Annotated in this window: 27 protein-coding genes and 1 pseudogene; 19 read left to right on the forward strand and 9 right to left on the reverse strand. The window is 62.6% G+C overall.

What is annotated here, in order from left to right; translation table 11 throughout:
* The first annotated feature begins 86 nt into the window (after positions 1–86).
* Together WIT60_RS09070 and WIT60_RS09075 are read left to right on the forward strand one after the other, a co-directional pair.
* Positions 87–1,043: an IS1595 family transposase gene (locus WIT60_RS09070; RefSeq protein WP_103826989.1), complete on the forward strand. Its 957-nt coding sequence runs from the start codon at positions 87–89 to the stop codon at positions 1,041–1,043.
* 155 nt (positions 1,044–1,198) lie between these two features.
* On the forward strand, positions 1,199–2,245 hold the full coding sequence (locus WIT60_RS09075; RefSeq protein ID WP_339583624.1) for an integron integrase: 1,047 nt from the start codon (positions 1,199–1,201) through the stop codon (positions 2,243–2,245).
* A 21-nt stretch (positions 2,246–2,266) separates the two neighbouring features.
* Here the strand turns inward: WIT60_RS09075 and ybiB are convergent, their stop codons facing one another.
* The 3 genes and pseudogenes from ybiB to WIT60_RS09090 all read right to left on the reverse strand — a co-directional run.
* A complete protein-coding gene (gene ybiB / locus WIT60_RS09080) occupies positions 2,267–3,238 on the reverse strand; it encodes a DNA-binding protein YbiB (protein ID WP_339583625.1) in 972 nt (323 codons plus the stop codon).
* 56 nt (positions 3,239–3,294) lie between these two features.
* A complete protein-coding gene (locus tag WIT60_RS09085; protein ID WP_339583626.1) occupies positions 3,295–6,168 on the reverse strand; it encodes a nitrate reductase in 2,874 nt (957 codons plus the stop codon).
* Between the two features lie 485 nt (positions 6,169–6,653).
* Positions 6,654–7,853, reverse strand: a pseudogene (locus tag WIT60_RS09090) (NAD(P)/FAD-dependent oxidoreductase); the annotation flags it as partial.
* Positions 7,854–8,031: 178 nt separating this feature from the next.
* On the opposite strand from WIT60_RS09090, the gene dcd reads away from it, so the two are divergent.
* The 4 genes from dcd (at position 8,032) to WIT60_RS09110 (ending at position 10,832) form a co-directional block, all read left to right on the forward strand.
* Positions 8,032–8,601, forward strand: coding sequence for a dCTP deaminase (dcd, locus tag WIT60_RS09095; protein WP_339583628.1), 570 nt, complete (start codon positions 8,032–8,034; stop codon positions 8,599–8,601).
* Between the two features lie 237 nt (positions 8,602–8,838).
* Positions 8,839–9,234 carry a DUF1801 domain-containing protein gene (locus tag WIT60_RS09100; RefSeq protein WP_339583629.1) on the forward strand — a complete coding sequence of 132 codons (396 nt, stop codon included), beginning with the start codon at positions 8,839–8,841 and terminating at the stop codon, positions 9,232–9,234.
* A 47-nt stretch (positions 9,235–9,281) separates the two neighbouring features.
* On the forward strand, positions 9,282–10,139 hold the full coding sequence (locus tag WIT60_RS09105) for a 3',5'-nucleoside bisphosphate phosphatase (protein WP_339583630.1): 858 nt from the start codon (positions 9,282–9,284) through the stop codon (positions 10,137–10,139).
* A 63-nt stretch (positions 10,140–10,202) separates the two neighbouring features.
* Positions 10,203–10,832 (forward strand): L-threonylcarbamoyladenylate synthase, encoded by a 630-nt coding sequence (locus WIT60_RS09110; protein ID WP_339583631.1) that lies wholly within the window; start codon positions 10,203–10,205, stop codon positions 10,830–10,832.
* On the opposite strand, the gene WIT60_RS16885 is transcribed toward WIT60_RS09110, so the two are convergent.
* Together WIT60_RS16885 and plsY are read right to left on the reverse strand one after the other, a co-directional pair.
* Positions 10,793–11,209, reverse strand: a complete 417-nt coding sequence (locus tag WIT60_RS16885) for a glutaredoxin family protein (protein ID WP_445207681.1) — start codon at positions 11,207–11,209, stop codon at positions 10,793–10,795. The genes WIT60_RS09110 and WIT60_RS16885 overlap by 40 nt on opposite strands.
* Positions 11,206–11,850, reverse strand: coding sequence for a glycerol-3-phosphate 1-O-acyltransferase PlsY (plsY, locus tag WIT60_RS09115; RefSeq protein WP_339583632.1), 645 nt, complete (start codon positions 11,848–11,850; stop codon positions 11,206–11,208). The genes WIT60_RS16885 and plsY overlap by 4 nt, the downstream gene beginning before the upstream one ends.
* Positions 11,851–12,012: 162 nt before the next feature.
* On the opposite strand from plsY, the gene WIT60_RS09120 reads away from it, so the two are divergent.
* The 9 genes from WIT60_RS09120 (at position 12,013) to WIT60_RS09160 (ending at position 19,143) form a co-directional block, all read left to right on the forward strand.
* Positions 12,013–12,759, forward strand: a complete 747-nt coding sequence (locus tag WIT60_RS09120; protein WP_339583633.1) for a hypothetical protein — start codon at positions 12,013–12,015, stop codon at positions 12,757–12,759.
* Between the two features lie 148 nt (positions 12,760–12,907).
* The gene (locus WIT60_RS09125; protein ID WP_339583634.1) at positions 12,908–13,945 is read left to right on the forward strand and encodes an AI-2E family transporter; all 1,038 of its coding nucleotides are present in this window, start codon (positions 12,908–12,910) and stop codon (positions 13,943–13,945) included.
* Between the two features lie 62 nt (positions 13,946–14,007).
* Positions 14,008–14,775, forward strand: a complete 768-nt coding sequence (locus tag WIT60_RS09130) for an HdaA/DnaA family protein (RefSeq protein WP_339583635.1) — start codon at positions 14,008–14,010, stop codon at positions 14,773–14,775.
* The gene (locus WIT60_RS09135) at positions 14,772–15,440 is read left to right on the forward strand and encodes an HAD family hydrolase (protein WP_339583636.1); all 669 of its coding nucleotides are present in this window, start codon (positions 14,772–14,774) and stop codon (positions 15,438–15,440) included. The genes WIT60_RS09130 and WIT60_RS09135 overlap by 4 nt, the downstream gene beginning before the upstream one ends.
* A complete protein-coding gene (gene pcnB, locus WIT60_RS09140; RefSeq protein WP_339583637.1) occupies positions 15,437–17,017 on the forward strand; it encodes a polynucleotide adenylyltransferase PcnB in 1,581 nt (526 codons plus the stop codon). Before WIT60_RS09135 ends, pcnB begins: the two co-directional genes overlap by 4 nt.
* Positions 17,014–17,598 carry a 2-amino-4-hydroxy-6-hydroxymethyldihydropteridine diphosphokinase gene (gene folK, locus WIT60_RS09145; RefSeq protein ID WP_339583638.1) on the forward strand — a complete coding sequence of 195 codons (585 nt, stop codon included), beginning with the start codon at positions 17,014–17,016 and terminating at the stop codon, positions 17,596–17,598. Before pcnB ends, folK begins: the two co-directional genes overlap by 4 nt.
* 331 nt (positions 17,599–17,929) lie before the next feature.
* The gene (gene rpsU, locus WIT60_RS09150) at positions 17,930–18,142 is read left to right on the forward strand and encodes a 30S ribosomal protein S21 (protein WP_007833691.1); all 213 of its coding nucleotides are present in this window, start codon (positions 17,930–17,932) and stop codon (positions 18,140–18,142) included.
* Between the two features lie 134 nt (positions 18,143–18,276).
* A complete protein-coding gene (locus WIT60_RS09155) occupies positions 18,277–18,723 on the forward strand; it encodes a GatB/YqeY domain-containing protein (protein ID WP_339583639.1) in 447 nt (148 codons plus the stop codon).
* Between the two features lie 66 nt (positions 18,724–18,789).
* Positions 18,790–19,143 carry a protein tyrosine phosphatase family protein gene (locus tag WIT60_RS09160; protein WP_339583640.1) on the forward strand — a complete coding sequence of 118 codons (354 nt, stop codon included), beginning with the start codon at positions 18,790–18,792 and terminating at the stop codon, positions 19,141–19,143.
* A gap of 73 nt (positions 19,144–19,216) precedes the next feature.
* Here WIT60_RS09160 and WIT60_RS09165 read toward each other — a convergent pair whose 3' ends face one another.
* A complete protein-coding gene (locus WIT60_RS09165) occupies positions 19,217–19,711 on the reverse strand; it encodes a YbaN family protein (protein ID WP_339583641.1) in 495 nt (164 codons plus the stop codon).
* 97 nt (positions 19,712–19,808) lie between these two features.
* On the reverse strand, positions 19,809–21,197 hold the full coding sequence (pmbA, locus tag WIT60_RS09170; RefSeq protein WP_339583642.1) for a metalloprotease PmbA: 1,389 nt from the start codon (positions 21,195–21,197) through the stop codon (positions 19,809–19,811).
* 42 nt (positions 21,198–21,239) lie between these two features.
* Here pmbA and yjgA point away from each other — a divergent pair, with 42 nt between their 5' ends.
* The 4 genes from yjgA to WIT60_RS09190 all read left to right on the forward strand — a co-directional run bounded on the left by yjgA (position 21,240) and on the right by WIT60_RS09190 (position 24,424).
* The gene (gene yjgA, locus WIT60_RS09175) at positions 21,240–21,827 is read left to right on the forward strand and encodes a ribosome biogenesis factor YjgA (protein ID WP_339583643.1); all 588 of its coding nucleotides are present in this window, start codon (positions 21,240–21,242) and stop codon (positions 21,825–21,827) included.
* Positions 21,824–22,447 (forward strand): molybdopterin adenylyltransferase, encoded by a 624-nt coding sequence (mog, locus tag WIT60_RS09180; RefSeq protein WP_339583644.1) that lies wholly within the window; start codon positions 21,824–21,826, stop codon positions 22,445–22,447. The genes yjgA and mog overlap by 4 nt, the downstream gene beginning before the upstream one ends.
* Positions 22,448–22,525: 78 nt before the next feature.
* Entirely contained in the window at positions 22,526–23,611 is a 1,086-nt protein-coding gene (locus WIT60_RS09185; RefSeq protein ID WP_339583645.1) for a phosphotransferase family protein, read from the forward strand.
* Positions 23,612–23,653: 42 nt separating this feature from the next.
* A complete protein-coding gene (locus WIT60_RS09190) occupies positions 23,654–24,424 on the forward strand; it encodes an SDR family oxidoreductase (protein WP_339583646.1) in 771 nt (256 codons plus the stop codon).
* A 114-nt stretch (positions 24,425–24,538) separates the two neighbouring features.
* On the opposite strand, the gene cysE is transcribed toward WIT60_RS09190, so the two are convergent.
* Both cysE and WIT60_RS09200 read right to left on the reverse strand, forming a co-directional pair.
* Complete coding sequence (cysE, locus tag WIT60_RS09195) at positions 24,539–25,333, reverse strand: serine O-acetyltransferase (RefSeq protein WP_339583647.1); 795 nt, start codon at positions 25,331–25,333, stop codon at positions 24,539–24,541.
* Between the two features lie 131 nt (positions 25,334–25,464).
* The gene (locus tag WIT60_RS09200) at positions 25,465–26,205 is read right to left on the reverse strand and encodes an RNA methyltransferase (RefSeq protein ID WP_339583648.1); all 741 of its coding nucleotides are present in this window, start codon (positions 26,203–26,205) and stop codon (positions 25,465–25,467) included.
* Positions 26,206–26,341: the final 136 nt, after the last annotated feature.

The raw sequence follows: 26,341 nt of genomic DNA on the forward strand, positions 1-26,341 counted from the left end.
CCTGATTAGAAACCTGCCTCAGCGAGGCTCACCCCATGAGCTTGTGACTCACTAATCTGTGGTCTTCTTACAGTGGGGTGAGCACCATGGCCTTCAACCAGATTCAGTTCCAGCACGGCATGTCGATTCCGGAATTCCTTCGTAGCTTTGGCACCGAGGCACAGTGCGCCGAAGCGATCAAGGCCGCGCGCTGGCCTGAGGGATTTCGCTGTCCGCGCTGCTCCAGCAGTGATCACTATGTGGTCGGCCACGGTGTCCGTAAGCTCTTCCAGTGCAATGGCTGTCGGCATCAGACCTCCCTGACCGCAGGCAGTCTCATGGCACACACCAAACTGCCCCTGACGACCTGGTTCTTGGCCATCTACCTCATCAGTCAGGCCAAAACCGGCCTGTCTGCCCTGGCGCTCAAGCGTCAGCTTGGCGTGAGCTATCCCACTGCCTGGCTGTTGCATCAGAAGATCAACCGGGCCATGGCCTCGCAAGACGCCACCCACCAACTCAGCGGCACGGTGCAACTCGATGACGCTTACCTCGGAGGCGAGCGCACAGGCGGCAAAGTCGGTCGGGGCTCCGAGAACAAGGTCCCCTTTGTCGCGGCTGTCTCGGTCAATGATCACGGGCATCCGATGTTCATCAAGCTCAATGTGGTCAGAGGGTTCACCTCTGAAGCGATCAGCAAGTGGGCCAAGTCCAATCTGGCACCGGGCACCAGCGTGCACAGCGATGGTTTGGCCTGCTTCAGTGCGGTGGCCGATGCCGGTTGCCTTCACCTCCCGATGGTGGTCGGCTCCCTCAAGCCGCGCGACCTGCCCAGCTTCAAGTGGGTCAACACCGTGCTGGGCAATCTCAAGACCACGTTGGCCGGAGCCTTCCATGCCCTGAACTACCGCAAGTACGCCGAGCACTACCTTGCTGGCTTCGCCTACAGGTTCAACCGCCGCTTCGATCTGCGTGGTCTGGTCGCAAGTCTCATCGTCGACGTCGTGAGAGCAAAGCCCATCAAGGAAAAGACGGTCAGGTCGCATGCTGAGGCACGTTTCTAATCAGGACTGAAATTAGACAACCCGACTCTAACTTGCACGAGCGGTCTTCTTCCATCGCTCTTCGGAGGGGCGACAACGGCTTCCCCCAGAGGCACCATGTCGTTATGCGTATCTTTTGCCTGCATGCCCACGCTCATTAGCCCGCCTAAATTTCCATGTCAGAGCACATCACCACCTCAGCGCCAGCATACCTGAGCGCGCTTTCAGACTCAGGCGCAACGTCACAGCAGCCCCACGCAAATCGGGGCCCTAAACTGCTTGACGCTTTGCGCACACAGTTGCGGGTCATGCACTACGCAATCCGTACCGAAGATGCCTATGTCGATTGGGTGCGGCGCTTCATTTTGTTTCACGGCAAGCGGCACCCGCGTGACATGGGGCCCAAAGAGGTGGCTGAGTTTCTCAGTCACTTGGCGGTCGCAAGAAGCGTTTCAGCCTCTACCCAAAATCAAGCCAAAGCGGCGATACTCTTTTTGTACCGTCACGTCTTGGGTGCAGAATTGCCCTGGATGGATGACGTGGTCATCGCCAAAGTCCCGCAGCGCTTGCCCGTGGTGCTCACCACGCGCGAAGTTCGCAATTTGTTGCAGTCACTCAGCGGCACATCCTCCCTGATTGCCTCATTGCTTTACGGCACAGGTATGCGTCTGATGGAAGGGTTGCGGCTCAGGGTCAAGGACATTGACTTCGAACGCCGCGAGATCGTGATCCGGGAAGGCAAGGGCAGCAAGGACCGGGTAACCGTTCTACCGGAAAACCTGATCGAGCCACTGCAGCAGAGGTTGAGGAAAACCCAGAGGTTGCATCAATCAGACCTTGACGAAGGTTTTGGCGAAGTTCATATGCCGGATGCACTACAGCTCAAATACCCGAAAGCTGGACGAGCTTGGGGATGGCAGTATGTGTTTCCCAGCCAGGTTCGCTCGGTCGATCCGCGGTCTGGGGTTGTCAGGCGCCACCATTTCGGTGAGCAGGCAGTTCAGCGAGCGGTTGCCGGCGCTGCCCGGCTGGCCGGCATTGATAAGCCGTGCTCCCCCCACGTCCTACGTCACAGTTTTGCGACGCACATGCTCCAAGCCGGGTATGACATCCGTACGGTGCAAGAACTCCTCGGGCATGCCAATGTCGCCACCACGCAAATCTACACCCACGTGTTGAACAAAGGGGGGCGAGGCGTACTCAGCCCCCTTGATCAGCTGTGAACCCAACCCTGACCGAATCGCTCACTCCGCGTTGAGGCTCTGCAAACTGGCGACGAGGCAATCGGCTTGCGCCGCAATCGATGCGGGCATGGACTGACGGCCCACAGCCACGGCTTGCACATATGCGGCAGTCTCGCTGGCGTCGCGGCTACTGGGCAAATCAGGCAATTCGGTCAGCACGCCATCTTCTGGCGCCCGGCTCAATGCCGTAGACATACACCCGCGCAAAAACACGTCAAACCGCGGTTGCCGGCGAGCATCGGCCACAGGTTCGCCCTCGGTTCCACGCATCAGCAAGGCGTTGGCCTGGGTCAATTGCAGGTAGTCGGTCAGCGACAAAGCGTATTCGGGGTGTGTGTGGTTAACGACCTGAATGCTTTTGACGCCTTGGGAAGCATGAGCTTCAAACGGATTCAACAACTTGGCCACGGTGTGCCCCGGGTTGCGCAGCCCGATGGTCCAGCGCACCGCTAGCAGCTGGGACAAGGGCTGGCACAGGTGTCCCAGGTCCATGAAAGCAGGCAGGCCGTCGCGCCAGGCGCGCGCCAAGTCGTGATCGTTGCTGACCACAGGCAAGCCAGCCTGTTCAAACACCTGGGCAGTCGTTACACGCGTCGGATCTTTGGCCAGGCCGTGAACGAGAACCTTCACACCGCGCTGCGCCAGTGCTTGGGCCAGCAAAGCGGTCAGGTTGGGCAATTTGCGAGCGCCGTTGTAAGACGGCAGACTCACCACCCCGATCTCACTTTGCTGCGCCACCTGGCTGGACTCCTCCAGGGGCAAGCACCGCTCATGAGTGACCTGTACAAAGCCTTGCAACTCTTCTGCGGATTCGCCCTTGATGCGCATGGCGAGGCAAAACGCCCCGATCTCCAGATCGGTCACAGCCCGGTCCAGCACCTGAGAGAACAGATCACGCGATTGCTCGGTGTTGAGGGGGCGGGCGCCGTCTTTGCCGCGGCCGATGACCTTGATATAGGAGGCGATGCTCATGATGTGAGGGAACGTTGACCTTTCATTATCCCGCGCATCAGTCCTTTGACTTCAACTCATGCCACCACGCTCGCCCGTGTCTCCGCTGCGGTGTCCCTGACCAATTTACGCAAGCTCGGAATGCAGGAGCCGCAATTGGTCCCGCACTTCAGGTTGCTCTGCAGCATAGCCAGCCGTGCGTTGGCGTCACCCTCGCACGTTTTCAGCACACTCACGATCTGAGGCTCGGTCACATTGAAGCAGGTGCACACCTGCGCGCCCTGCGACTCGATGGCGACCGGGGGAACCGGACCAGGCACCAACAGGGCACGCCCGTACCCGTCTGCGAGCATTTCTTCTTGCAGCAGGGGGCGTATCCAGGCTTCAGAGCGGATGTCTCCGGTCATGACAAAGGCACCAAGACGCAAGCCATCGGCACACCGCTCCATGCGCATCAGCCTGCGTTGTGATCGGGCCTTGTCTTGGTAGCGCAGCAGGTCCACACCCGTCACACCCATGTGCTCGGTGAGTTGGGTGATGAGGTCATCGCTGACAGGCTCGGCATGCGCGGCACGGAAGAGCAGGCCAACTTTGCCTTCAGCATGTGGCTCGCGACCGAAAGGGACACAGCTGCTGAAGGTGAACTGGCGCATCAGCGGCTTGATGGCTTCACGCACAGTCAGTGCCTCAGCCTCGGACAGCCACGCCACCGCCAGCACACGCCAGGGCAGGTGTGCCGGGGTGATGTGAACCGCTGCGTGCTTGAGTTCTGGTTGGCGCGAGGTCGGACACGATGCCGAATTGGTCAATGCGTTCACACCGGAGGTGACTTGCCCCCGGTCATCTTGACCACTCAGAAACTCTTGCCCCCAGTGCATGGCAATGAACGCCTGCATGGGCTTCACGGAGTCCGAGGCCCTGACGGGAATGTGCATCTGGCCCCGGCGGGAAGCCACCCGGACCATGTCGCCGTCTTGCAGTCCGAGTCGCTGCATGTCTTGCGGGTGCAAATCCATGGCCGGCTCGCTCACGTGCCCAAACAAACGCCCCAAGGTCCCCGTGCGGCTCATGCCATGCCACTGGTCGCGCAACCGGCCTGTGTTCAGGCTGAACGGGTACTGCGCATCAAGAGGGTCGGCCACCGGTTCGCACTGCACGGCGGCAAACTTGGCACGTCCACTGGCTGTGGGGAATTTGCCGTCGGTGTACAGGCGTGCGGTGCCATGCTGTGCGCCTTCCGGCATCGGCCACTGCTGCGGCCCGATCGTTTCAAGGATGCGATAACTCAAGCCGGTGATATCGAGATCGCGTCCGCGAGTGGTTTCACGGTGCTCATTCCAGATCGATTCGGCGCTGTCATAGGGGAACAAGGTGGCCTGCCCGTGCCGATAGGTGGCGGTGCGCTCGGGCAATCGGCGCTCCAGGCGACGCGCGAAATCAGCAAAGATCGCCCAGTCCTGCCTGGCCTCCCCGGGCGGCGTGATCGCAGGCCTCACACGGCTGATGCGTCGCTCGCTGTTGGTGACGGTGCCGTCCTTTTCGCCCCAACTTGCAGCCGGCAGCAGCAGGTCGGCATACGCGCAAGTTGCCGTGGTGGCGTAGGCCTCTTGCACAACCACAAACTCGCATTGGCTCAGGGCGCGCCGCACGGTGGCCTGGTCAGGCATGGACTGTGCCGGGTTCGTGCATGCAATCCACAGGGCCTTGATTTCGCCACGCGCGGCGGCCTCGAACATCTCCACGGCCGTCAGGCCGGGCTGGGCTGGTACGTCCTGCACGCCCCACAAGGCCGCCACCTCTGCGCGGTCGTGCGCATGACGCAGGTCTCGGTGCGCGCTCAGCAGCGTGGCCATGCCGCCCACTTCGCGACCGCCCATGGCGTTCGGCTGTCCGGTCAGCGAAAAGGGACCGGCGCCTGGCTTGCCGATCTGGCCTGTGGCCAGATGCAAATTAATCAGCGCAGCATTTTTGTCCGTGCCGCGGCTGCTTTGGTTCAAGCCTTGGCAATAGAGGGACAGTGTCGGGGTGTGCCCACCAAACCACCGTGCGGCTTGAATCAGATCAGCTTCGGCAATGCCGCACGTGCGGGCCACCACCTCTGGTGTGTAGGCGCGCACCACATCTTGCAGTGCCTCAAAGCCCTCGGTGTGGCGTGCCACGTAGTCCAGGTCCAGCAGAGCCTCGTGCATCAACACATGCAGCATCCCATGAAACAAGGCCACGTCCGTGCCAGGCAGGATGGGCAAGTGCAGGTCTGCCATCTCGGCGGTTTCGGTGCGGCGCGGGTCCACCACCACCAGCTTCATGGATGGGTTGGCCTGGCGCGCATCTTCGATGCGACGGAACAGAATGGGGTGGGCGTAGGCGGTATTGGCGCCTGCGATGAAAATGGTTTGTGCGTGCTGGAAGTCGTCGTAGCACGCGGGGGGCGCATCGCTCCCCAAGGTGGCCTTGTAGCCCGTCACGGCACTGCTCATGCACAGGCGGGAGTTGGTGTCGAGGTTGTTGGTGCCGATCAATCCTTTCACCAGTTTGTTGAGCACGTAGTAGTCCTCGGTCAACAACTGCCCCGAGCCATAAAAGGCCACGGCCTGTGGTCCATGGGCGCGTATGACCTCGGCGAACTTGTCGGCTGCCTCCTCCAAGGCCGTTTCCCAAGCAATCGGGGCGGCATCGCCACCGCGTTGCTCGCGGCGCATGGGCGTGAGCAAACGCACCTGCTGCTGTACGGATGGCGCTGCGGTGAGGTGCAGGGTGCTACCCTTTGTGCACAGTCGACCGAAGTTGGCGGGGTGTTGTGGGTCGCCCTGCACGTTGACGATCCGTCCCTCAGGTGTCGACTCGATCAGCACGCCACACCCGGTTCCGCAATAGCAGCAGGTGGCGCGCGTGGTGTGAAGCGTGGCAGGGCTTGCTGGGCTCATCTCGTACTCGTGGTGATTCATGCGCATTCGGTCAGGCGTTCGATGGTGTGCTCAGCTTGTCCAAGCTGCCCCGACAGGGTGGCCTGCAAGCGCCGCCATAAGGCAAGCCGTCCGGCCTGATCCCGAACGATCTTGTTATGAATATGGGCCAGTCCCACACGCCCGACGTAGCGTGCCGCGTGCTCCTGATACTGACCCTCCTCCCGATACAGTTGCAAGAAGGCGCCCGCGTAGGCCAGCGCCTCGTCCGCCGTCCTGACCTCGGCCAACAGGGTGCCCATTGCGGCGGGAGGCCCCTCCAGACCGGGTACGTGCAGCGCCCACCCGTTGCGGGAGCGCGCCACTCTGACCTCCTTGGCGCACGCATCGGCGCATTGGCGCATCAATTCCGCCAGATACCCCATCTCATTGGGGGCGGCTGCTTCGTCGTCTGCCGTCGGCATCGCGCCTGCGGTGGCTTCATCTGAGGATGCAGGCTCACTCACAGGCTCCGGCGTTGCCGATGCCCCAGCGCCAAACATCAGCATGTCACGGCGATCCCGAATGGACACGCCTTCACGGATCAGCTGGAAGTAGTAGCTGCCATCAGCCGTATCGCCGTACATGCAGGCACCCACCAGCTTGTCGCCCTTGATGACCAGCTTCTTGTAAACGGCGCCGAAAGGGTCCGACAAGACGATCTCCTCTGTGCCTTCGCCGCCTACAAAGTCCCCAGCCGAGAACAGGTCCACCCCGGTGACCTTCAGCTTGGTCGATGTTTGCGACCCGCTGTACCTGCCAATGCCAAACAGCGCCAGATGGTTCGCGCACACCTTGCCTTGCTCAAACAACGGCGCCACCAGCCCATACGCCACCCCACGGTGGGATGCGCACTCGCCCACAGCGTAAACACGCGGATCGGTGACGGACTGCATGGTGTCTGTCACCACAATGCCTCGGTTGCAGTGAATGCCGATGGCCTCGGCCAGCTCCGTATTGGGGCGCACACCGGCCGCCATCACGACGAGGTCTGCGGGTACCTCGCTCCCGTCCTTGAACCTGACGGCTTTGACCCGGCCATCTGCATTGCCCACCAACTCCTGGGTCTGTCCGCCCATCCGGAACTTCAGGCCACGCTCCTCCAGCGCACGCTGCAGCAGTTGCCCAGCGACCTGATCGAGCTGCCGCTCCATCAACACGCCCGAGATGTGCACAACCGTCACGGACATGCCCCGAATCATCAATCCGTTGGCCGCCTCCAACCCCAACAGACCGCCACCGATCACCACGGCATGCCGGTGAGTGCGGGCGGTCTCGATCATGTAGTTCGTGTCGGCGATGTCGCGGTAAGCAATCACGCCCTCCAGATCCCTGCCCGGCAGAGGAGGGATGAAAGGATTCGAGCCCGTGGCCAGCAAGAGCCGGTCGTACTCTGCCTCGATGCCATCGGCCGTGGTCACCAAGCGGCGCTGGCGATCCACCTGCACCACCTTCTGCCCTGTGTGCAAGGTGATCCCATGATCTCGGTACCAGGACAGAGGATTCAGCACGATCTCGTCCAGCGTTTGCTCGCCGGCCAACACCGGTGAAAGCAAAATCCGGTTGTAGTTCGGATGCGGTTCAGCACCGAACACGGTGATCTCGTACAAGTCCGGCGCAAGCTTTAGCAGCTCTTCGAGCGTGCGGACACCGGCCATGCCGTTGCCGACCATCACCAGCTTCATCTTCTTCATGCGAACACTCCGTCAGCGGATATGGTTCTTGTTGTTCGCGATGAGAAGCATGAACCAGGCCAGCCCAAGGGCCTGTCACTGCACAAAATAGTGCGTCTCGCACAACCGTGGTGCCCAGATGCCACTCGGGGCCTGGTCACAGATCAAGCACAATCACGCCTGTGAACAAGGAGATTGCATGAGCATCAAATCAGACCGCTGGATTCGCCGCATGGCTGAAGAACACGGCATGATCGAGCCCTTCGAGCCCGGCCAGATTCGTCAGTCGGCCGACGGCCAGAAAATCGTCAGTTACGGCACCAGCAGCTACGGTTACGACATCCGCTGCGCCCCCGAATTCAAGGTCTTCACCAACATCCACTCGACAGTGGTCGATCCGAAGAACTTTGACGAGAAGAGTTTTGTGGACATCAACAGCGATGTCTGCATCATCCCGCCCAACAGTTTCGCGCTGGCCCGCACCGTTGAGTACTTCCGCATCCCGCGCAACGTGCTCACCATCTGCCTGGGCAAGAGCACTTATGCACGCTGCGGCATCATCGTCAACGTCACCCCCTTCGAGCCCGAGTGGGAAGGTTACGTCACCTTGGAGTTCAGCAACACGACGCCGCTGCCTGCCAAGATTTACGCTGGCGAAGGCTGCGCGCAGGTGTTGTTTTTCGAGAGCGATGAGGTCTGCGAAACGAGTTACCGTGACCGAGGTGGCAAATACCAAGGTCAAACAGGCGTCACGCTGCCCAAGACGTGACATGATCCGCCTCAGACCGGCAGCGCCCGACACAGACGTGGGGTTACCGCCGGTCACATAGAATCCGGCCCGGGATAACCCTTGGTTGCCCCGTCCCGGATCCGCTCGGGCTCATACAAAAAAATTCCAGAAGGAAATCGCACGGGCAGCGCACTCACGGCCGAGCTTTTAGCTCATGGGAGGGGGTGAGCGCGCGAGGATGTCATTCGTTGTACCCCATTTTGCTGAGCACCCCCGATGCGCCGACCGCTCCAATCTCCTGCGTTGATCAACGCTTTTTACGACAGCCTGCGACCCGAACAGCGCGAAACGGCCATGGCCATGCAGCGTGCGATCTTGTCGGCTGCGCCCCACCTGCGCCCAGAGGTGAAATGGGGCAACCTGTGCTTCATGAACGAGCACGAGAACGTGATGGCCATTGCGCTGTTCAAGATGAACGCCCACCTGCAGATCTTCAACGGGGTGGCGCTGGTGCCCGAATTCCCTGAACTGGAAGGGGCGGGCAAGGGCATGCGGCACATCAAGTCGCGCTACCGCCAGCCGGTCAACGAACAACTGGTACGTGAACTGACCTTGGCCAGCCTCCAGGCCGCCGCGGCTTACGCGCGCCGTGCTTCTCAGCGGTGGGGTTAATGCGGCAGGGTTGCACCTGTGGCAACCACCCTTGCTAGCATCTCCCTATGCACAGCCTCAACGCCGACCTCCACTGCCACTCCAATGTGTCGGATGGCACCCTGTCGCCAGAAGCGGTGGCGGCTCGGGCGCATCAAAATGGCGTTGAACTGTGGTCGCTGACCGATCACGACGAGATCGATGGTCAAGACCGGGCGCGTGATGCCGCTCATCGCCTCGGCATGAGCTACCTGAGCGGGAGCGAGATCTCGGTCACCTTTGCCGGGGAAACCGTGCACATTGTGGGCCTGGGCTTTGACACTCGACACCCAGATTTGGTGCAAGGGCTCATCGCAACGCGCGGTGGACGTGAGCAGCGTGCCCGCAACATGGCGGCTGATCTGGAGCGCGTAGGGGTCCGAGGCGCCTTCGAAGGCGCTTTGAAGTACGTCGGTAACCCTGACTTGATTTCTCGTACCCATTTCGCGCGCTACATGGTCGAGATCGGGCTCTGCAAGGAGCTGCCCGATGTGTTCAAACGCTACCTGACGGAAGGCAAGCCCGGATATGTCAAGCATCGGTGGGCCAAGCTGGGCGATGCCGTGCGCTGGATCACCGAGGCTGGCGGCGTGGCCGTGATCGCTCATCCGGGTCGCTACGACCTCACGCCAAACGAAGAGTACGCGCTGTTCACCGAGTTCAAGGCGCACGGCGGGCAGGGCGTAGAGGTGGTGACCGGTAGCCACACTGTGCCCGAGTACCAGAAATACGCCGACCTGGCATGCGAGCTCGACCTGCTCGCCTCACGCGGTTCCGACTTTCACGACCCTAGCGAGAGCCATACAGACCTGGGCACCTTGCCCCCCTTGCCCAAGCGCGTGACGCCCGTCTGGGAGGCCTTGACGCACCGCATCCAGCGCCCCTGAAGCCGTCACGCGACGGATGCCGGCACTCGTCAGTCGCGCCATAAAGCGGTAGGCTGTACGGCTATGGCTCAATTCTTCGAAGTTCACCCCATTCAACCCCAGGTTCGCCTGCTCAAGCAGGCCGCGGACATCGTGTCCAAAGGGGGCGTGGCCGCCATTCCAACCGACTCCAGCTACGCACTGGTTTGTCGCCTTGATGACAAATCTGCCGTCGATGCGCTTCGCAGAGTCCGCGGGGTGGATGATCGCCACCTGCTGACCTTGCTGTGCCGGGATCTGTCCGAACTGGCCACGTATGCCCGCGTCGACAACCAGCAGTACCGGTTGTTGAAACTGGGCACGCCTGGCCCCTTCACCTTCATCCTGGAGGCCACCAAAGAAGTCCCGAGAAGGGTGTCTCATCCCTCTCGCCGCACGATTGGCCTGCGCGTACCCGACCATCCCGTCTGTCAAGGGCTGCTCGAGCACATGGGCGAACCGTTGTTGGCCACCACCCTGATCCTGCCCGACCACGATACAGCGCTCAACGACGCTGAAGACATCCGTGAAGCACTCGACAAGCGCATTCAGGCCATCGTGGACGCAGGGGCATGTTCAATGATGCCAACCACGGTGATCGATCTCAGCAAGGGCGGTGAGCCGGAGGTGGTTCGTCAGGGGCGGGGCGACCCCGCATTGCTGGGTCTGAGCTGACGCGGCTCGGTTTGCAGCGCAATAGCCAGCCACTGCGCGTCAAAACCCAGTTGCCAATGCCCATTGACGTGGAGCAGCGGGACACCTGGGGCACCCTGCGCCTCAAAGTTGGCTCGGCAGGCTGCATCCTGATCAATATTGCACTCACGCCAAGGTATGTCATGCCCATTCAGCCATACCCTTGCCTGGGCACAGTAAGGGCAGGTGTTGGTGGTGTACATGGTGATCTGGCCAGGCTGAGCGACAACTCTCACCGCTTCGGCCTGACGCTCCTGTCGCCACCAGGTCCACCCCTGCATCCCACCCGCCACCAACACGAGCAGAGCGGCCAATCCCATCCAGGATGGACGATTGCCTGCACCTGGTGTCGATGTCATTGAGGTTCGACCGGCGTTGGGGGCTTGGCTTTTTGGCCGAGCTTGCTTTCCTGGCCGGCGAGCAACTTGCGAATATTGGCCTCATGCCGCCAGATCAGCAGGGCGCTCATCACGATCACGCCGATGCTCAGTGGCCCAAAGCCCCAGCCAGCGATCTGCACGATGGGCGCAGCCACTGCGGCGGACAGCGAGGCCAGTGACGAGTAGCGAAACACCACTGCCATGCCCAGCCACACCAGCAGCACAAGCCCCCCCAGTGCCGGAGAGAAGCCCAGCAACACGCCCGCGGCCGTGGCGACACCCTTGCCCCCTTCAAACTTGAAGAACACGGGCCACAAATGCCCCAGGAAGGCTCCCAAGCCCACCAGCGTCACAACGGCTTCGTTGAGGCCCAACTGCAACGCCAGCACCACCGGCACATAGCCCTTCAAGGCATCGAAGACCAGGGTCAGGATGGCAGCCCCCTTGTTGCCCGAACGCAGCACATTGGTGGCCCCCGGGTTGCCGGACCCGTAACTGCGGGGGTCGGCCAAGCCAAACAGGCGGCTCACGATCACAGCGAACGACAAGGAGCCGATCAGGTAACCGAACACCGCACCCGCGATGCACAGCCAAAGAGGGTCAAAGCTCGACAAATTCATGCTTGAAAGACAAAGATCGCAACAACCCGCCAGTGTAGTGGGTGCGTCACCCGCACCGTTGCGCCCCCGAATGTGTGGCGGGTTTCTCCCATGCCGACATTGCATGCCGCTCAGCACAATCGCGCCGAATTCTCACCATTGATCACACACAGTCTTGACGTCATGATTTCCTACGAGCAGCCCAAACTCTGGCAACGCCCCTGGGTCATGGCCCTGACGCTGGGAGCCTTGGTGGCCCTGCTCTCGGCGTGGTGGGCAACCGAGGGCGAGTCAGCGCCATCACAGGAAGCCGCCGTTCAGGTCAATACCGTTGTACGCAGCGACATCGGCTTGCCGGATCCAGCCCAAGTCCTGACTGCGCCTCTACCTGATGACGGCTCACGTCCAGCCGACTTCACTGAGGCCGAGTGGGCAACGCTTCGATCCGCCACGGCAGACGAAGCGCAGCCCGAGCGTGAGCTTGGCCGCCTGGTCAGCTATCTGCGCTTCCAGAAAGGCTTTGCACAATGGCAGCGCCTTCAGGACTCTTCCGATGTGGCCGCGCGCCACCGATTGGCAGAGCAGTTGCTGACCCAGTTGCCTGAGCGTGTGCGTCAAGGTGAGATGGGTGCGGGCGAAGCCACCTTGCTCCAGCAAGCGCTCATCACTGACCTGGAAGTCGATGAAACGCGCAGGCAGCAACGCTTGAGCTTGGCTCAGACCGAACTGCTCCAGGCCGCGCCCACCGTGGATGCAGCGCAACAGGCTCGCGTCGAGGCGCAACGCAACGAATACAAACGTCGGGAAACCGCCATCGTGGCCGACTACCAATCCAGGCCTGAAGGGCAGCGCAACCCTGCGCAGCTCGAAGCAGCCCTGGAAGAGGCGCGCCGCGCTGTCTACCAGAAGGGTGACGGGGCGTCCAACTGACCCCCTGCACCAGGGGCAATGTGCTCCTTGAGCATGTCACTGAACGTTGTGTGCGCACCCGGTGTGCGCTGGCAGCAGGGGAGGTCGATAGAATCCCCGCCAGATGAACGACATTTCACTCCCGTCTTCCGCCCGGTGGCTTTGGGGCTTGGTTGCTGCCGTCCTTGCCGCGCTCGTCTGGTGGCATGCGGCCATCTTGCTGCCGTTTGTGGTGAGCCTGATCCTTGCCTATGTCTTGAGGCCCGCTGTTGATGCCTTGACGGCCCGCCGTTGCCCTCGGGCATTGGCTGCCTCGCTCTGCTTGCTCGGGGTCGTGCTCGCCGGTGTGGTCGTGTTTGTGTTGCTGGTCCCCATCGTCTCCCAGCTTGCACCCATGTTGAGAACGCAACTGCCTGATCTCCTGGTCGGGTGGTGGCTGCAGATCGCGCCGCATCTCGTGCAGTTGGGCCTGCCGGTTCCGACCAGCCTGAACGAGGTCAAGGCTGAGTTGATGGACTTGCTGCACAACCACGGTGCCGCCTGGGGCGCAACACTCTGGGAATCCCTTGTCGTCGGTGGCGGTAACTTGATGAACCTCCTGGGATTGGCACTGTTGATCCCGATGCTGGCTTTTTACTGGCTGATCGACTGGGAGCGGGTCATGCCACCTCTGCGTGATCTCGTCCCGCACCGCTGGCGCGCTGCGGTCAGTGAGTTCATGGACGAGGCGGACGACCTGTTGGGCCAGTACCTGCGTGGACAGCTTTGGGTGATGCTGATCTTGGCGGCCTACTACAGCGTCGGGCTCATGTTGTTCGGTTTCGACCTGGCGTTGCCCATTGGTGTGTTCACCGGCTTGGCGGTCTGCATTCCGTACCTGGGTTTTGGCCTTGGCATGGTGCTGGCCCTGCTGGCGGGCGTGCTTCAGTTCACCGCTGCGGGCGACAACCTGTGGGTGCCACTCATCGGTGTGGCCGTGGTCTACGGGGCAGGGCAGTTGATCGAGAGCTTTTTTCTCACCCCACGGCTCGTCGGAGAGCGCATCGGTTTGCATCCGCTGGGCGTCATCTTTGCGCTCATGGTGTTCGGCCAGTGGCTGGGCCTGTGGGGCTTGCTCGTTGCGTTGCCCTGTGCTGCATTGCTCACTGTGCTGGGGCGGCGCCTGCTGCAGGCGTACCGGCAAGGTGCTTTTTTTCTGACCGAATGATGTTGTTTCCGAGTGCGACCCGGCCCGACGAAGGCGCCGACCGCCCTTCATCTGGGCCCCTCATGCGACAGATCCCATTGGATCTGGGGCCCTCGGATGTACTGGGGCTGGACGAGTTCATTGAAGGCCGAAACGCCGAAGCCCTGAATTGGCTGCGCGCCTGGCCGGAGGTGGAGGGGCCACGCTCGCCGGCATACTTCTGGGGCGGGCAGGGGGCAGGCAAGACGCACCTGCTGCGAGCGATGATCGAGCCAACCCTGGCGCGCGGCTGGGGGGTCATCTGGCTCAACGCGCACACCTGCCAGATGTGGGACGCCGTCACGCCTGCCACACCCACGCTGGCTCTCATCGACGAATGCGAGGCGCTCGATGCCCACCATCAGCATCTGGCCTTCAACCTGTTCATCGAGTCGGCATCCTCGCAAGCGGCGCAGGCTGCGCGTGCCCAGGTGCCTCAGCAGACTTCGCTTTTGCCTGAGGCCGAGACAGAGGACGCCGCAGCCGGCCCGCTCTACATCATGGCAGCGGGTGCCACACCGGCGGTGGATTTGCCTGTGCGCGATGACCTGCGCACCCGCCTGGGCTGGGGGCTCACCTTCGCCCTGTCTCCGCTCGACGAAGACGGCCTGCGCGCCGCCTTGCAACGCGAAGCCAGGCGCCGCGGCATGAATCTGGGCGACGATCTGGTGTCCTACCTGCTCACCCGCTACAGCCGCGACCTGGCTTTCCTCATGAACCTGCTTGACCGTCTGGACCGCTATGCCCTGGCCGAGCATCGCGTGTTGACCGTTCCCTTGCTGAAACAAATGCTGGCCGCGGAGACCCCATGAACCTGTGCCTGTTCGACCTTGACCACACCCTGTTGCCGCTCGACTCCGACCACGAGTTCGGCGAGTTCCTGATCCGCCAGGGCCTGGCCGACGGCGACGCCTACCGCCAGACCAACGACGGCTTCTACCAGCAGTACTGCGAAGGCACCTTGGTGCTGGCCGACTACATCCGCTTCACCACCAGCGTGTGGCGCCAGATGGACGAAGCCGCCCAGCAGGCGCTGCAGCAGGCCTTCATGGAGCAGGTGATCTACCCGGCCATGCAACCTCAGGCGCTGGAGCTGGTCGAACAGCACCGCGCCCAGGGCGACCTGATCTCCATCGTCACCGCCACCAACGAGTTTGTCACCCGTCCGATCGCCGACGCCTTCAACGTCAGCGACCTGATCGCCGTGCGCCTGGTGCGCGATGGGACAGGGCGCGTCACCGGTGAAATCGATGGCGTGCCATCCTTCCGAGAAGGCAAAATCACGCGTGTGGAACAATGGCTGTCCGGCATGGGCCGGCAGCTGAGCGATTTCGATCGCGTCAGCTTCTACAGCGACTCCCCCAACGACCTGCCCCTGCTGGAGCGTGCCAACGATCCGGTGGCCACCAATCCCAGCCCGGCGCTGGAGGAAGTGGCCCGCGAACGCGGCTGGCGCATCCTTAGACTGTTTGCATGATCAAGAGCTTCATAGACAAGATTCTGGGCAAAGACCCGGCCAAAAAGCGCAGCCCCGCATCGGGCGGCCGCGCTGCCAAGGCGCCCCGCATCCCGGTCGGCAAGCGTGTGGACGTCCCACAAAGCGAGCATGGCATCGACCCCAGCCTGGTCGATGACCGCGCGCGCCGCGTCGTCGAAACCCTGCAGGACGCCGGTTACGAGGCCTACATCGTCGGCGGTGCCGTCCGCGACCTGATCCTGGGCCATCGCCCCAAGGACTTCGACGTCGCCACCAACGCCACCCCCGAACAGGTCAAGAGCCTGTTCCGCCGCGCCTTCATCATCGGCCGACGCTTCCGCATCGTGCACGTCGTCTACGGCCGCGGGCGCGAGAACGAAGTCATCGAGGTCTCCACCTTCCGTGCCTATCTCGACGCCAACGCCGCCGAGCAGGTCACCGGCAACGAGAAGACCTCACGCAAGGAATTGGCCGACAAAAGCCACGTGGTGGACGCCAGCGGCCGTGTGCTGCGTGACAACGTCTGGGGCCCGCAAGACCAGGACGCCGCGCGCCGAGACTTCACCGTCAACGCCATGTACTACGACCCACACACCGGCGTCGTGGTCGACTACCACGGCGGCATCAAGGACGCCAAGAAGCGCGTGCTGCGCATGATCGGTGACCCGGAAACCCGCTACCGCGAAGACCCGGTGCGCATCATCCGCGTCGTACGCTTTGCTGCCAAGCTGGGCTTCGAGATCGAGCCCAAGACGCGCGAGCCGCTGCGCGACATGGCCGAGTTGCTGAGTAACGTACCGCAGTCGCGCCTGTTCGACGAAATGCTCAAGCTGCTGCAGACCGGCCATGCGTCGGCCTCGCTCGACCAGTTGCGCAAGCAAGGCCTCGACAAGGGTGTGTTCCCGATTCTGGACGCCGTGTTTGACGAGGTGCGTCGCCATCCCGGCCGTGACCAGTTCGTGAAACTGGCCCTGGACGACACCGACCGCCGCGTCGCCGAAGGCAAGTCCGTCGCGCCCAGCTTCCTGCTCGCCTGTCTGCTGTGGCACGACGTGCTGGAACACTGGAGGCGCAACCAGGCCCAGGGCGAGCCGCCATTCCCGGCACTGCAGTCGGCCACCGATGCCGTTTTCAACGCCCGCATTGGCGACATTTCCGGCCGCGGCAAGCTCGCCGCCGACATGCGCGAAATCTGGACCATGCAGCCGCGCTTTGAGCGTCGAGTGGGCAACGGCCCCTTCACCTTGATCGAGCAGCCTCGTTTCCGCGCCGGTTTCGACTTCCTGCGTCTGCGTGCCCAGGCCGGTGAAGCCGACGCGGAATTGGCCCGCTGGTGGGAAGCTTTCTCGTTGGCCGACCACGAGGAGCGCAAGGACCTGCTCGATGCCGCCCGCAAGCAAGAGGCTGGCAAGCGTCAGGCCCGTGCGTCGGTCCCGGCAGCCACACGCCGTGCGCCCGCCGCGAGCGACGCTGAAGTCAGCCTGGACGATGCCGCCCCCGCCAAGAAGCGCCGCCGCCGCCGTCGCAAGCCGGCCGGGGAGGGCGGTGGTGCGGCAGGCGGTGGAGCCGCCGAGTGACTGCCGAAGGGGCTGACTTGCCCCCGGTGACCTCGGTCGCCCGTGACGTCCATGAGGCCGCCCTGTCGGCCGTGCCGCGCTTTCGCGCCTGCATCGGCATGGGAGGCAACCTCGGTGACGTGCGTGCCCATTTGCGCGCGGCCCTTTCGGGCCTGAGCACACTGCCGGGCACCACCGTGGAGGCGGCGTCCTCGCTCTACCAGACCCGACCTGTCGATGCCACCGGCCCCGACTACCTCAACGCCGTAGCGGTGCTGCAAACCGCGTTAGGGCCGCGCGAGTTGCTCGGCGCCTTGCACGCTCTGGAAGCCAATCGCGACCGTGAACGGCCCTACCTGAACGCCCCGCGCACCCTCGACCTGGACCTGCTCTGTCATGGCGATGCCCGGCGGAGCACCCCCTTCATCACCGTGCCTCACCCTCGCATGACGGGTCGTGCGTTTGTGCTGGAGCCCCTGCTGGAGGCGCTGGCGACGCTGCCGCCTGATCCTGGCACGCCTTTGCCGCCTTTGCCAGATGCGTCCGAACGCACCACACTGGCGCGCAATCAGGGCATCGTTCGCCTGAATGAACGTCTCTGATCGGGTTTTTTCGGGGGTGAAAGGCTGCAATTTGCCAAAACCCTGGAATAACCATCGAATACAGAGTAGAATCTCAGGCTTTGTTGGTGGGGCTTGTTGCATGTTTGCAAAGAAGTCCGCCAGTTGAGCGTGTTCAGCAACGCTGTGCACACCGAGACAGGTCAGCCCGTATCCATCCGCGAATTCCGGACGTGGAACACGGGATCGGGCCCAGACCCTGGTGGCAGCGTGATGCAGATCTCTCCAGATCTTGTGTGGCGTACTGAATGGGCGAGGCTGGTGGCCATGTACTGGCCCTGTTGAATGCATTCATCCTGAAAGTGAATTTGTAATGACGACCATCCGTGTCAAAGAAAACGAGCCGTTTGACGTTGCCCTGCGTCGCTTCAAGCGCACCATCGAAAAGCTGGGTCTGCTGACCGACCTGCGCGCCCGTGAGTTCTACGAGAAGCCCACGGCTGAACGCAAGCGCAAGAAGGCTGCCGCCGTCAAGCGCCACTACAAGCGCGTGCGCAGCATGCAGCTGCCCAAGAAGCTGTACTGATTGCTTCTTGATTGTCTGACTTTCGCCTCTTGCCGCAAGGCAACAGGCATGCAGGTCAAGACCAAAGCCCGCGCGGGGACGCCCATGCGGGCTTTTGCTTTTTTTGACACGGATTTTTGACACGGGACTTCACCATGAGCCTCAAGCAACGCATCACCGACGACATGAAGGCCGCCATGCGCGCCAAGGAAGCCGAGCGCCTGAACACCATCCGCATGCTGCTCGCAGCCATGAAGCAAAAGGAAGTGGATGAGCGCGTGGAGCTGGACGACCCCATGATCGTCGCCATCGTCGATAAGCTCATCAAGCAGCGCAAGGACGCGGCCCAGCAATACGAAGCGGGCGGTCGCCAGGACCTGGCTGACAAAGAAAAGAGCGAGATCGTGGTGCTGGAGGAGTACTTGCCTCAGCGTTTGAGCGCCGATGAAGTGGCCGCCGCGGTCAAGGCCATCGTGGCCGAGTTGGGCGCCTCGGGCCCTGGCGACATGGGCAAGGTCATGGGTGCCGTCAAGCAGCGCTTGGCGGGTCAGGCCGACATGGGTGTGGTGTCTGCCGCCGTCAAGGCCGCGCTGGCTGGTTGACCCCAGCGGCAACGCAGGGGCCGATCGAAGGCACAATCCAAACTCTCACCGTATGAAAGCCCGACCATGAGTGATTCCGTGCCCCTGCAAGCCATTGCCGAAGATGTGTACACCGCCCCGCAACTGACCCCGGAAGCCATGGCTTCGGCAGCTGAAGCGGGTTTCAAGGCTGTACTGAACAACCGCCCGGACTTTGAAGGTGGTCCAGACCAGCCGACCAGTGCATCCATCGAAGCGGCAGCCAAAGCAGCAGGTTTGGCCTACGCCCACCTGCCAGTGCAGGGTGGCTATCAGTCCCCTGAGGAAATCGCCCAGTGCGCTGAGTTGCTCAAAACGCTGCCGCGCCCCTTGCTGATGTTCTGCCGCAGTGGCGCACGTTCGACCAAGCTGTATCAGCAGGCCATGTCGCTGGACGACTGAGATGTGAGCCGACGACGGTCAACGCAGACCGGCGTGATCGTCGTCCGCCATCATGCGTGACGCCGTGAGGCGCTCAATGCGATGGTTGCGGTTCAGGGCGAGTGGCAAGATAGGCGCACAGCCCAACTAAGCCGGCACCGATACCCCAGGTCAATGGCCTGGAGCCCAATGCGACAGCCGTGAAGGCGCCGCTGACCGAGATGCCCGCAATGGCAGCGACCTTGCCCCGTCGCGTGATCTGCCGTCGCTCGACCCACAACCGCAAACTGCGCCCATACCGAGGGTGGCCTAGCAGACGCTCACGCAACGCAGGATCCCCCTTGCCGTAGGCCCACACGCCCATGAGCAGGAACACCGTGGTGGGCAAGACCGGCACAAACGCGTTGACCAGACCGATCAGCACACACAAGCCACCCACTGTGCGCCAGGTCCGCTGCAGGGCGCGCTCACTCCAATCTGCCTGAGCCCCGAACGCGGGCAAAGGACGGATGCCGTGACCGACCTGGGCCGGCATGCGATGCAAGGAGCGCTGCGCCATGGAATGATCTCCCACAAGGATGGCTGTCATGCCATTGTCATGCCCTTGTGGTGTCTTGGAAAGCAAAATAGGGCCATTTCGGCCCTATCTGCGTGATTTGCACGATCAATCGCGTGCGTCGCCGCGCTCAATGCCCGGCGATCTTCATTTTCTCGATCAGCACCGAACCGACCGTCTTGCTGCCATAGGTGTAGGCATCCGCACCGACGGCCACGATCTGCTGGAACATCTCGCCCAGATGACCGGCAATCGTGATCTCGTGGACCGGGTAGGCAATCTTGCCGTTCTCGACCCAGTAACCGGCGGCCCCGCGCGAGTAGTCGCCCGTCACGTAGTTCACGCCCTGGCCCATCAACTCCGTCACGAACAAGCCGGTGCCCAGCTTCTTCAGCATGGCCTTGAGGTTGTCCTTGGGGTCGGTGAGCTTGCTGCTCAGAACCAGATTTTGGGAGCCGCCCGCGTGGCCGGTGGTGTGCATGCCCAACTTGCGGGCAGAGTAGCTCGACAAGAAGTAGCCCTGCACGACGCCGTTCTTCACCACCTTGCGCTTGCGCGTCAGCACGCCTTCATCATCGAAGGGGGCGCTGCCCTTACCCTTGAGGATGTGTGGGTCTTCCAGGATGTCGATGTGCTTGGGGAAGATGGGCTTGCCCAGGCTGTCGACCAGGAAGGTGGCCTTGCGGTACAGGGCGCCACCGCTGACGGCCTGCACAAAACCGCCCAGCAAGCCAGCGGCCAGCGTGTTCTCGAACAGCACCGGCACCTCGCAGGTCGCAATCTTGCGAGACTTCAATCGCGACAGGGCGCGCTCGGCGGCGTAACGGCCCACCGCTTCGGGCTTGGCCATGTCACGGGCATCGCGCTCGGACGTGTACCAGAAGTCGCGCTGCATGTCGTTGCCACGGCCAGCAATGGGTGAAACCGACAGCGAATGTCGGGAGCTGGCGTAACCACCGCGGAACCCGCGGCTGTTGCCGGCCCAGAAGTGCGACTGTTGGGCAGAGACGCCCGCGCCCTCAGAGTTGGTGATGCGCGGATCCACCGACAAAGCAGCCTCTTCGCAGCGGCGCGAGAGCTCGGCGGCGCCCTCGGCGTCGATCGCCCAGGGGTGAAACAGGTCCAGATCGCGCTTGGCCTGGCGCGGCGTGGCCAGGTCTTCGGCATCGGGCAGGCCGGCCGCAGGGTCTTCCGCGGTGTAACGCGCAATGTCGTAGGCTGCGCGCACCGTTTGCTCCAGCGCCTGCGGTGAAAAGTCCGAAGTGCTTGCGTTACCGCGGCGCTGCCCCAGGTACACCGTCACGCCGATGGTCTTGTCGCGGTTGCGCTCAACGTTCTCGAGCTTGCCTTTGCGCACGGACACCGACAGGCCCATGCCTTCCGAAACCTCGGCCGCGGCGTCCGAAGCGCCCAGTTTCTTGGCCATGCCCAGCGTATCTTCGATCAGTTGCTGGAATTGTTCGCGGCTGTAGGCGAAGCCATTGGGCTTCTCGGAAGACTTGCTGGATTTGACGGCCATGTTGTGGTTTGTGAATGAGTGCACCCGTATCATAGCGAGGACATGAATTCGAAACATTCCCACTCCTACGACGGGTACGATCCCGAGGACGATCAAGACGACCGTCCGCCCAGCAAAAGCATGCTCAAGCGTGCCAGTCAGGAACTGCAGGCCTTGGGGCAGCAGTTGCTGGACATGCCTGACAGCCGGCTGATCGAGATCGACATGCCCGAACGGCTGCGCGACGCCCTGGCCGACTACAAGAAGACCCGCTCCTTCGAGGGCAAGCGCCGCCAGTTGCAGTTCATCGGCAAGGTGATGCGTGAGGTTGACTCCGAGCCTTTGCGCGAAGCCGTGGCCCAGTACCAACTGGGGCATGCCCACAATGCCTTGGCCTTGCACCAGGCCGAGCGCTGGCGCGCCGAGCTGATCGCCGATGACAAGGATGCCGTCACCCGCTGGGTCGCCGACTTCCCGGACACCGACGTGCAGCAACTGCGCACCCTGATCCGCAATGCGCGCAAGGATGCCTCGCTGGACCCGGAAAAGCGCAATGGCCGGGCGTTTCGCGAGCTGTTCCAGTTCATCAAGCGCGCCATGGAGTCGCAGGACGACGAGGGCGGGCCGGCAGGGCAGGGCGACGACGCATGAGTGACACGCCCGCCTACGAGTTGGACCTTGTTCGCATCGGCGTCGTGTCCATCAGCGACCGCGCCAGCAGCGGCGTCTATGAAGACAAGGGCCTGCCCGCCTTGCAGGATTGGCTCGGGCGGGCCGTGCGCAACCCGATTGAATGGGTGCCACGACTGATCGCCGACGAGCGTGACGTCATCGCCAACACTTTGCGTGACTTGGTCGACAACGCCGGGTGCCATCTGGTGCTGACCACAGGCGGCACCGGCCCTTCACCGCGCGACGTGACGCCCGAAGCCACACTGGACGTGGCCGACAAGGAAATGCCTGGCTTCGGTGAGCAGATGCGCCAGATCAGCCTGCGATTTGTGCCCACGGCCATTCTGTCGCGCCAGACGGCGGTCATCCGCAAGCAGGCACTGATCCTGAACTTGCCTGGACAGCCCAAGTCGATTGCCGAAACACTGGAAGGGCTGAAGGATGCGGGCGGTCAATCGCTGGTGCCGGGCATCTTTGCGGCCGTCCCTTACTGCATCGATTTGATTGGCGGCCCGTACATCGAAAGCCGCCCGGAGGTGTGTGCAGCATTCCGGCCGAAGTCGGCCATCCGGCCCTCAGGTCATGCGCCCCACAAATGAGTGCAGATTCAGATAATTCATTTGATTCATTGAGGGCGGCTTTCTACACTCCTTGATCCAAAGAGGAGACCCCCGCCCATGAGCGACGTCAAGAACGACACACTGATCGACCATGCCGGCCAGGTACGCGCCGGCGAAGAGGTGGACCTGGCAAAAGTCACGGCCTACCTGAAGGCGCAGGGCCTGGACCTGCAGGGCGAGCCCGAGCTGCAACAGTTCCCCGGTGGCGCGTCCAACCTGACCTATCTGGTGCACTATGCCAACCAGGATCTCATCCTGCGCCGCCCACCGTTCGGCCACATCGCCAAGTCTGCCCACGATGTGGTGCGCGAGGCGGTGATCATGCGCCAACTCAAGCCCGTGTACCCCAAGGTGCCCGAGATCTTCGCCATCTGCGAAGACACGGATGTCATCGGTGCGCCGTTCTATGTGATGGAGCGCCTGGTGGGCGTCATTCCCCGCCAGAACCTGCAGCCCGAGTTGGGCCTGGACGAAGCCAAGACCCGCCAGCTTTGCCTGAACGTGCTCGACACCCTGATCGACCTGCACAAGCTCGACCCCAAGGCCGCCGGCCTGGACAGCCTGGGCAAGGGCGAAGGTTATGTTGCGCGTCAGGTCGAAGGCTGGAGCAAGCGTTACCGTGCCGCGCGCACCGACGACGTCGGTGATTTCGAAGTGGTCATGCAATGGCTGCATGACAAGCAGCCCCAGCAGGAAGTGGCGATCAGCCTGATCCACAACGACTTCCGCTTCGATAACGTCGTGCTGGACGTGAACGATCCGCTCAAGGTGATCGGCGTGCTGGACTGGGAAATGGCCACCCTGGGCGACCCGCTGATGGACCTGGGCAGCTCGCTGGCGTACTGGGTGCAGGCAGATGACGACAAGTTCATGCAGGGCTCGCGTCGCCAGCCGACCAATGCGCCCGGCATGCTGACCCGTGAGGAAGTGATCCGCTACTACGGTGAGAAGACCGGCTTCAGCGTCGCGAACTTCGACTTCTACACGGTGTATGGCCTGTTCCGCCTGGCGGGCATCGCCCAGCAGATCTACAAGCGCTTCAAGGAAGGCAATGCCCGCAACCCGGTGTTTGCGACCTTCGGCCCCTTCGTGAAGTACCTGGAACAACGCTGTCTGGGCATCATCGCCAAATCGGCCCTGTGAACCCCGCGTCCTGCCATTTCATCGCATCCTGAGATTCCCAAAATGAGCATCCCCAATACGTTCGATCTATCTGGCAAGATTGCCCTGGTCACAGGCTCCAGCCGCGGCATCGGTGAGGCCATCGCCCGCCTGCTGGCCGCCCACGGCGCGCACGTCATCATTTCCAGCCGCAAGGCCGAGCCCTGCGAAGCCGTAGCGGCCTCCATCCGCGAAGCCGGTGGCAAGGCCTCGGTCCTGGCCTGCCACGTGGGCGAGATGGAGCAGATCGACGCGACGTTCAAGGCCATCGAACAGCAGTTTGGTCGCCTCGACATCCTCGTCAACAACGCCGCGACCAATCCCTACTTCGGCCACATCACCGACACCGATCTGAGTGCTTTCCAGAAGACGGTGGATGTGAACATCCGCGGCTACTTCTTCATGTGCTCGGCCGGTGCCAAGCTCATGCACAAGAACGGCGGCGGCTCGATCATCAACATCGCCTCGGTCAATGGTGTGATTCCAGGCATGGCCCAGGGCATCTACTCCATCACCAAGGCCGCGGTGATCTCGATGACGCACGCCTTCGCCAAGGAGTGCGCCCCGATGAAGGTGCGCGTGAACGCCATCCTGCCAGGTGCAACGGACACCAAGTTCGCTTCGGCCTTGACCACCAACGATGCCATCTTGAAGATGGTCATGGCGCACACGCCGATGAACCGTGTGGCAGACCCGTCGGAGATGGCCGGCGCGGCGCTGTACCTTGCTTCGGACGCGGCCAGTTACACCACGGGCACTTGTCTGAACGTGGACGGCGGCTACCTGCTGGCCTGATCGGCGCAGTGGCGCAACGGCGCCATCGGCAAGCGATAACTTGCCCGCACCAAACAAAACGGGGTCCTGATGGACCCCGTTGCCATTGAGCCGCCCGATTCAGCCGGCTGCGCTTCACACCAGCTTGTTGAGCCCGTCCGCGTCAAAGCGCTCGGTCTTTTGCGCATCGTCGGGCATGCAGTCGCGTCCGGCCTGGGTCTGGGCACAGTCGGCCAGCTTTTCAATTGCGCGCCACAGCTGGGTGATCTGGTGCTCGTGCCCAGCGGCGTGGTCGATCAGGCCTCGCAGCGCTTGCGACAAGGGGTCGTCACCGCCGGTCATGCCATAGGCCGAGAAGCCCATGCGGGCAGCAGCGGCCTCACGCTCGGCCTGCTTTTCATCGACCACCGCTTGCTTGACGATGATGCGCGCGGGGTTGCCCACGGCCGTGGCACCTGCAGGCACCTCTTTGGTCACCACGGCGTTCGAGCCCACGCGGGCACCGTCGCCCACCGTGAAGCCACCGAGCACCTGCGCATTGGCGCCGACGATCACGCCCTTGCCCAGCGTCGGGTGGCGCTTGGTGCCTTTGCTCAAGGACGTGCCACCCAGGGTCACGCCCTGGTAAATGGTGCAGTCATCGCCCACGATAGCGGTCTCACCCACGACCACGCCCATGCCGTGGTCGATGAACACGCGGCGGCCGATCTGCGCGCCGGGGTGGATTTCGATGCCCGTGAAAAAGCGCGACCAGTGCGAGATCCAGCGCCCGAGCCACTTCAAACCATGCGTCCAGCACCAGTGTGCGCCACGGTGGAAGGTGAGGGCGTGCAAGCCGGGATAACAGGTCAGCACCTCCCAGGCGGTGCGTGCCGCGGGGTCACGTTCCAGGATGCAGGCAACATCTTCTCGCAGTCTGGCGAAGAGCATGAGGTGGCTTATTTGTTTTTCGTATCAGGGTCTGCCAGTGTAGCGGGCGGCAGAAACATCGCACGGTGAAGGGGCAGCCGTCGCCGGGCTCCTTGTTTCGCATCAAAAAGGGCAACACCAGGTGCCGCGCATCAATCTCTGCATCGGTCCAGAATGGCCTTGGCCATGCCGCGCAGCACATGGATCTCCTCCTGACGCAACTCCGCGCGGTTGAGCAACTGGTTCAGGCGGGGCATGAGCTTCTTGGGCGCCTTGGGGTCGAGAAAGTCCAATGCAACCAAGGCCTGCTCCCAGTGTTGCAAAGCACCTTGAACGGCCTTGCCGTCGGCCAGATCCGGGCTGGGCGTGCGCGACTGCACCGGAAAGCCGCCCAAGGCCTGGCGCCACTCGTAGGACAGCAACTGCACAGCCTGCGACAGGTTCAAGGAGCCGTAATCCGGGTTGGTGGGAATGCTCAACACCGCGTGGCAGCGGTACACGTCTTCATTGGCCATGCCATAGCGCTCGCTCCCGAACACGAAGCCCACGCGCTGTGCCGGCTCCTGCTTGGCCAGCGCCGCCAGACCTTCCCGCGGCGTGAGGGTAGGGGGGCCGAAGTCGCGCGGCGTCATCGCTGTGCCAATCGCATACGTCACGCCATCCAGCGCCTCCGCCAGGGTGTCCACGATGCGGGCGCGCACCAGGATGTCGGCCGCACCGCTGGCCATGGCCACGGTCTCTTCCTGGATCAGCACGTCCGCAAAGCGGGGCCGCACCAGCACCAGATCAGAAAAGCCCATCACCTTCATCGCCCGCGCGGTGGCCCCCACATTGCCTGGATGGCTGGTGCCGATCAGGATGAAACGGGTGGGGTCTGTGGTGGATTCGGTCATGACGCAGGGGGAGTCCGTGAAAAAGGGGATGCAAAAAATACGGGCCTTCTATAGAATTATCGTTTCCCCTCGCTCTTTGATCACCGCTGCGCCCCTTCCCGCTTGCGAACAGCTTGTCTGTGCGCGGTGGTCAACT

Origin of the sequence: Aquabacterium sp. G14 (assembly GCF_037482285.1) — a bacterium.
Taxonomy (GTDB): domain Bacteria; phylum Pseudomonadota; class Gammaproteobacteria; order Burkholderiales; family Burkholderiaceae_C; genus Aquabacterium.